5 protein-coding genes are annotated in these 5,992 nt (G+C 60.9%); 1 reads left to right on the forward strand and 4 read right to left on the reverse strand.

Annotated elements, in window-relative coordinates:
* Positions 1 to 315: 315 nt before the first annotated feature.
* The 4 genes from ACFWAY_RS52880 to ACFWAY_RS52895 all read right to left on the reverse strand — a co-directional run bounded on the left by ACFWAY_RS52880 (position 316) and on the right by ACFWAY_RS52895 (position 4,369).
* Positions 316 to 1,662: an NtaA/DmoA family FMN-dependent monooxygenase gene (locus tag ACFWAY_RS52880; protein WP_378516415.1), complete on the reverse strand. Its 1,347-nt coding sequence runs from the start codon at positions 1,660 to 1,662 to the stop codon at positions 316 to 318.
* A 99-nt stretch (positions 1,663 to 1,761) separates the two neighbouring features.
* Positions 1,762 to 2,514, reverse strand: a complete 753-nt coding sequence (locus ACFWAY_RS52885; RefSeq protein WP_378516419.1) for an amino acid ABC transporter ATP-binding protein — start codon at positions 2,512 to 2,514, stop codon at positions 1,762 to 1,764.
* Between the two features lie 5 nt (positions 2,515 to 2,519).
* Positions 2,520 to 3,473 carry an amino acid ABC transporter permease gene (locus tag ACFWAY_RS52890; protein WP_378516416.1) on the reverse strand — a complete coding sequence of 318 codons (954 nt, stop codon included), beginning with the start codon at positions 3,471 to 3,473 and terminating at the stop codon, positions 2,520 to 2,522.
* Between the two features lie 2 nt (positions 3,474 to 3,475).
* Positions 3,476 to 4,369, reverse strand: a complete 894-nt coding sequence (locus tag ACFWAY_RS52895) for a transporter substrate-binding domain-containing protein (protein WP_378516417.1) — start codon at positions 4,367 to 4,369, stop codon at positions 3,476 to 3,478.
* A gap of 927 nt (positions 4,370 to 5,296) precedes the next feature.
* Here ACFWAY_RS52895 and ACFWAY_RS52900 point away from each other — a divergent pair.
* A complete protein-coding gene (locus ACFWAY_RS52900; protein WP_378516418.1) occupies positions 5,297 to 5,836 on the forward strand; it encodes an alpha/beta fold hydrolase in 540 nt (179 codons plus the stop codon).
* Positions 5,837 to 5,992: the final 156 nt, after the last annotated feature.

A 5,992-nucleotide genomic window follows, 5' to 3' on the forward strand; every position in this document is an offset into this window, starting at 1 on the left:
GCGCTGGGCATGTCGACCGCTTTCGAGTCGCTTGCCGTGGCACGGTCCCGACTCGGTGCCGTCCGCAGCACCACGGTGTCGCTTTCGCTCGATCAGCTCCGGGCCGCTACGTTGGCGGCAACGTCGTCTCCGCCATCGTCTGCTCGCGCAAGGACGACACCGCCTCGAGACGCTGGGCGAAGGGTCTGCCCGTCAACCATGTTGGGCGCGGATGCCGGCGATATCGCTCATGTGCGCATCGGGAAAGAGCGGAGTACATCCTTGGATCGATCGCAGGCCAGCCCCTCTGTCACGGCAGAGGGGCTGGCTGCGCCATCAGACGAGCCGACGGAGTGCTGGGGCGTCTTCGGACCCCCTGAGGACTTCGGGCCGCTCGAGGCCAAGATGATCGCGCAGTGTGGACCCGGTGTACTCCGAGGAATGCAGCCCCCGCCGCTGCAGTTCAGGAAGAAGGCTGTCGCAGATGACGTCGAGCCCGTCCGGCATGTAGACGGGGGTGATGGCGAAGCCATCACAGGCCCCCTTGGTGAACCATTCCTCGAATCTGTCTGCTACCCGAGACACGGAGTTGGTGACCGTGCTGTGACCCAGTCCTCGCTCACTCTCGAAGATTAGGTCCCTCAGCGTCATCTTGTCGCGTACCGCCATGGCGTAGAAGTTCTTGTACCGACTCGCTCCGAGCCCTCCGGCCGAGCCTGCTACCTCGGGATCCGCAAGGCGGTCCGGCGGGATCGGTGCGTCCAGCGGGAGGCCGGTAAGGTCTGCCCCTTGCAGGGTGATCTCCATTGCCTTTCGGCCGACCTCCATGTCCACAAGCGTTGCCAGCTCCGCAGCGATCTGCTGTGCCGCAGCGAAGCTTTCACCGATGATCGGCGCTATGCCCGGAAGGATCTTGATCGTCGACGGATCGCGTCCGAGGGCCGCCGCACGGCCTTTGACCTCCGAGTAGAACTGTTGCGCCTCTTCGATATCGGTCTGAGCCGTGAAGACGACCTCGGCATGGCGTGCCGCGAAGTCCATCCCGTCGCTGGACTGCCCCGCCTGAACAATGACCGGCCTTCCCTGGGGTGATCGCGGCATCTTGAGCTGACCTTGCACGCTGAAGTACTCACCCTGAAAGTTGACCGGGTGAATACCATCGCCTCGGGCCCAGACTCGGGAGTCGCGATCGTTCATGACCGCATCGTCGTCCCAGGCGTCCCAGAGTTCTTCGGCTACTCGCACGAACTCATCGGCGCGCAAGTATCGTTCCTCGCGCGGCGGCAGCTCGACACCGAACACTTCGCCACCCGCGGACGACGTCACCACATTCCAGCCGACCCGGCCCTTGCTCATGTGGTCGATGCTGGCCAGGTAGCGGGCAAGGTTGTAGGGATTCACAAACGACGTCGACACCGTGCCGATCAGGCCGATCTGCGTGGTGACCGGACAGAGCGCGCTCATCAGCGTCAACGGCTCGACGCCCGTGGAGAAGGGGTCCCTACCGAGGTGGGCCTCGTAGAAGACGTCCGCCAAGAAGAGCGCGTCGAACCCGGCGCGCTCGGCTCGCTGCGCCACCTCGATCGCGAAGTCGAGCTTGTAGAGATCTTCGACACGGCTTTCTGGCCGACGCCAACTCGATGGGAGCCTACCTCCAGGATTGAAGAACAAGACTAGATTCATGTGCACATCGGAATTTGACAAGGGATTCCTCCAGTCGGGGCAAAAATGCCGCCTGGCTACATGACCGCGTGGCGGGCGGGGCGGTGCAACTCATTACGCCTATAGGACGCGCTCCAAGAAGGCCTTCGTACGCTCGGCGCGGGGGCGCAGGGTGACATCTTCCGGGCTGCCTTGCTCCACAATCGTTCCTCCATCCATGAAAACCACGCGGTTGGCAACCTCGCGAGCAAATGCAATCTCATGCGTAACGACCAGCAAGGTCATTCCCTCATCCGCGACGTCGCGAATGACCGACAACACCTCACCCACGAGTTCCGGGTCCAACGCACTCGTAGGCTCATCGAACAGGATCAACTTCGGGTCGATCGCCAAGGCGCGGGCGATCGCGACTCGCTGCTGCTCGCCACCGGAAAGCTGCCGCGGGTACTTGCCAGTCTTCGAGCCCAGGCCGACGCGCTCGAGCAACTCGACGCTCCTCGCCCGCGCCGCCCCCTTTTCCTTACCGTGGACCGTGAGGGGTGCAAGACTCACGTTTTGCTCCGCCGTCAAGTGCGGATATAGGTTGAAGTGCTGAAACACCATGCCGATCTTGGCACGCTGCTTCGCCACGTCACGCACCTTCATCTCCCGCAGCTTGCCCCCTCGCTCGCGATAGCCAACGGTCTCACCGTCCACCATGAGTCGTCCGCCATCGAGGTGCTCGAGGTGATTTACGCAGCGCAGCAGCGTGCTCTTCCCGGCCCCGGAGGGTCCGATCAAGCAGCAGACCTCACCCTTGGCAACGTCCAGTGACACATCCTTCAGAACCTGTTGATGACCGTAGTGCTTACTGATCGATCGGGCAGAAATCATGGGATTCATGCGCGCACTCCTCTCCGCATACTGCCGAGGATGTCCCCAATGGCAGACTTCTTAGCACTCCTGGTCGTTCCGCGAGCAAACCGCTTCTCGATGAAGATCTGGCCGATGCTGAGAATTGTGGTCATGAACAGATACCAGAGAGCGGCGACGATCAGCAGCGGAATAACTTGGTAGGTCGTGTTGTAAATGTTGCCTACTGTGGTAAGAAGCTCCGTGTACGAAACGATGCTCGCGAGTGACGTCCACTTCAACATCCCGATGGTCTCGTTGGCAGTCGGGGGAATAATCACTCGCATCGCTTGCGGCAGCACGATGAAGCGCAGCGTCTGAGCGCGACTCAACCCGTACGCGTCGGCCGCATCGGACTGCCCTTCGTCGACCGAAAGAATGCCCGCCCTTACGATTTCCGAGTGGTAGGCCGCGAAATTCAGGCTGAGGCCGAGCACCGCCGCCAGGAACGGCGTCATGAGTTCATTGGTATTCCAACTCACGAAGGTGGAACCGAACAACTCGAATTCGATGGATGGGAAGACGCTGGAGAGGTTGAACCAGAAGATTAGTTGGATGAGAGTGGGGGTTCCCCGAAAGAACCATTGGTAGAACGAAGCAACGCCCTTCAGGATCGGATTCGGCGACAGACGCATGATTGCAATGACGGTTCCGAGAGTTATTCCCACTACCATGCAGATAACAGTCATCTGAAGCGTCCGGAGAACACCCAGCAGGACTTCGTTGTCGAAGAGGTAGTCCCAGACTACGTCCCACTCGAACGTCGGCGTGACCACGAGGATCCGCACAGACCAAGCGGCTAGCAACGCGATGACCACAGCCGCCATCCACCGGTACGGGTGACCTAGCTTGACGATAGGAAGAGTCGCATCGCCGGGCGGTGGCACGTCTGCCACCTCCTCCTTGGCGGAGGGCGAGGGCGTATCCAATTTGTTGATCATGGTCAGCAGTCCGCCGGCTCGGTGTTGATGCGAATCGGGGTCAGAGCCACCTCGTCCGCTCCGTACTGCCCCATGATGTCCGCCCAGGTGCCATCCTCGATCAGCGCCGAAACCGCCTCGCACACAGCGTTGATCATGACGTCATTGTCCTTCTCGTACAGCCAACCGGTGTACACATCCGGGCCCTCGATGACCTCGTCGAGGGCTTCGAAGTCGTCATTCGTCTTGACGAGATCCGCTGCCATGATGACGTCGATGAGCGTCGCGTCGGTCCGCCCGTTGGTAATCGTGACCAGGTTGTCCGCGGGATTAACCAGGTCCAAGATCTCAATCGGCGGTTCGCCAGCAGCGACGCAGTCCGCGGAGAGCTGGCTGACAATGTCGTGCTGAACGCTCACCGGTGCTTCGCCGATCGTCACCCCACACAGGTTGGTTGCATCGATAGATGCTGGGTTTCCCGCGGCCGTGACGACTTTGAAACCCGCGGTGTACAGGTCAGTGAAGCTGACCACCTCTCGGCGTTTCTCCGTGTCGGCCATGACGCCGATCATGACGTCGTTTCGTCCGCTCACAACAGAGGGAATCATGGCTTCGAACTTCATCGAATGAAATTTCGGGGTGACCCCCAACTTCTTCGCGACAGCCCTCAACAGGTCAGGCTCCAGACCTCCCGGCTCTCCATCGGTGCCTACCGTGGTGTACGGCGGGTAAGGCACGTACACGGCGACGTCGAGCGCACCCTTGTCCTTGACGCTTTCCGGGAGGGCAATGGAAGACCCGTTGGTGTCGGTTCCCGCCGAACTTTGGCTGTCAGAACCGCCGCCTGCGCATGATGCCAGAGCGACGAGGCTCAATGCCCCGACAACCGCAGTGACTGACTTGGTGATGTGCTTCACGGATTTCCTTTCGAATTGGAATACAACGAAGCTTCAGATGACCTGCACGCCGATGTGCGGGGCCTGACCCCTCCGTACTGCGTGTGCGCAGACGAGGTTGCGCGGCCTGGCCGGTTGTCGCCGGCTCACGAATGCTGAGCTGGCTTGTTGAAACGATCGGTCGGCATACTTGAACCGCAAGTGCATCTCGCCTTGCGAAGCGTTCGCCCGAACGCCCCTGTCAGGAGCAGTCAGACAGCGATTCCCGCTGCCTGACAACCCATCCGAGGAGCCGGTGCCGAGCCAGTGCTCGGGTTGTCGCCACCCTCTACGACAATAATACGAACACAGACGATCCACGGTGGCAAGCGTTCAAACAAATCCGTGCAGAATTTTTCCTGCCTGAAACACGCGAAGAAGCCCCCCACAACCCGATCACTCTGGGCGTGAATCGCGAAGTCTCGGCCGTGACCAACTTACTGCGGCGCCGCCTGGTGCAGCCCCGGCGGAGCCAGTAACAAGCCGACGGGGCCTCTCGGCGGCCCTTCCATTCATGAGCCGCAGGCGCCCTGCTCAGACCTCGGTGTGTGTCCAAGATATGTTTTTGGACAATCGCTTTCGCGAACTCTGTGACGGTGACACCGCGGTCAATCGGACCCTGAGGTGCCACCGCACGGCAACTTGCGGGGTCGGTCTCCGTCACGTCCGCCGGCATCTGCAGAGGGTCAGCGCGCCGGGTGCCTGCAGCTGGGCGGGCGACCCACCCCGGCCTGGCACCCCGACCACCTAGTCCGGCTACGGACGACTTGGCTACGGGTTTGTCCGCCCGAAGCCCTTGCGCCAGGGGGATAGTCTGTGTTCGTATTACCGGCGAGGCGGAGGTGCCGGGCATGACAATCGAAGTGACTCCTAGCGGCGCAATAACAACCGAACCGGCAGATCAGGCGCATGAGAGCCAAGGAGACCGTAGTCCACGTGACAAAGGAGAACGCACTCGTGCCGGAGATCCCCGCGGCCCATTCCTATCGGACCTCCGAGGCTCACATCTCGTACCGAGACCTCGGGTCGGGTCCAACCCTCCTGCTCCTTCACGGAGGAGCTCCAGGGGAAACGGGATGGGACAGCTTTGCTGCCTGCATCGAGGTTTTGCGGACCAGGTTCAGAGTAATCGTTCCGGACCAACCCGGCTTTGGACAGTCTCATCTCGTCGAGGACAGCGGACTCCCCTATAGCGCCATCTCCGCGAAGGCCATGGCCGAACTCCTCAGCCATCTCGGTGTCGGGCGGGTGCACGTGTCGGGAAACTCGCTGGGCGGGGGCGTCGCGCTGCGAATGGCACTCGAGTATCCGGATCTCGTAAACCGCATTGTCCTCATAGCTCCCTTCGTTCGCGGATTCTGCCCGCAATTTCTTGCGCCTCCCTCAGAGGGGGCAGCGCTACTTCACGACTATTACCCTCACCACCAAACAAGATGCGGCACTTACTAATTAGTTCGTAAGTATGTCGACTATTTAGCCTGGATCCGTGGAGACTACGCCGGCCGTAACGGGGTGCGAATGACGAAAGCGCCTCCCGTAGTGAGACAATCAAGATTCTCACATCACGATTGTCCACATACGGAAAGGCACTTTCAGTGCAATCAT

Origin of the sequence: Rhodococcus sp. NPDC059968, from assembly GCF_042738615.1 — a bacterium.
GTDB lineage: Bacteria > Actinomycetota > Actinomycetes > Mycobacteriales > Mycobacteriaceae > Rhodococcus_F.

What these genes read in the sequence shown, in the direction of transcription:
- ACFWAY_RS52880 (WP_378516415.1), bottom strand. Translation starts at nt 1,662, where the DNA reads ATGAATCTAGTCTTGTTCTTCAATCCTGGAGGTAGGCTCCCATCGAGT.
- ACFWAY_RS52890 (WP_378516416.1), bottom strand. Translation starts at nt 3,473, where the DNA reads ATGATCAACAAATTGGATACGCCCTCGCCCTCCGCCAAGGAGGAGGTG.
- ACFWAY_RS52885 (WP_378516419.1), bottom strand. Translation starts at nt 2,514, where the DNA reads ATGATTTCTGCCCGATCGATCAGTAAGCACTACGGTCATCAACAGGTT.
- ACFWAY_RS52900 (WP_378516418.1), top strand. Translation starts at nt 5,297, where the DNA reads ATGAGAGCCAAGGAGACCGTAGTCCACGTGACAAAGGAGAACGCACTC.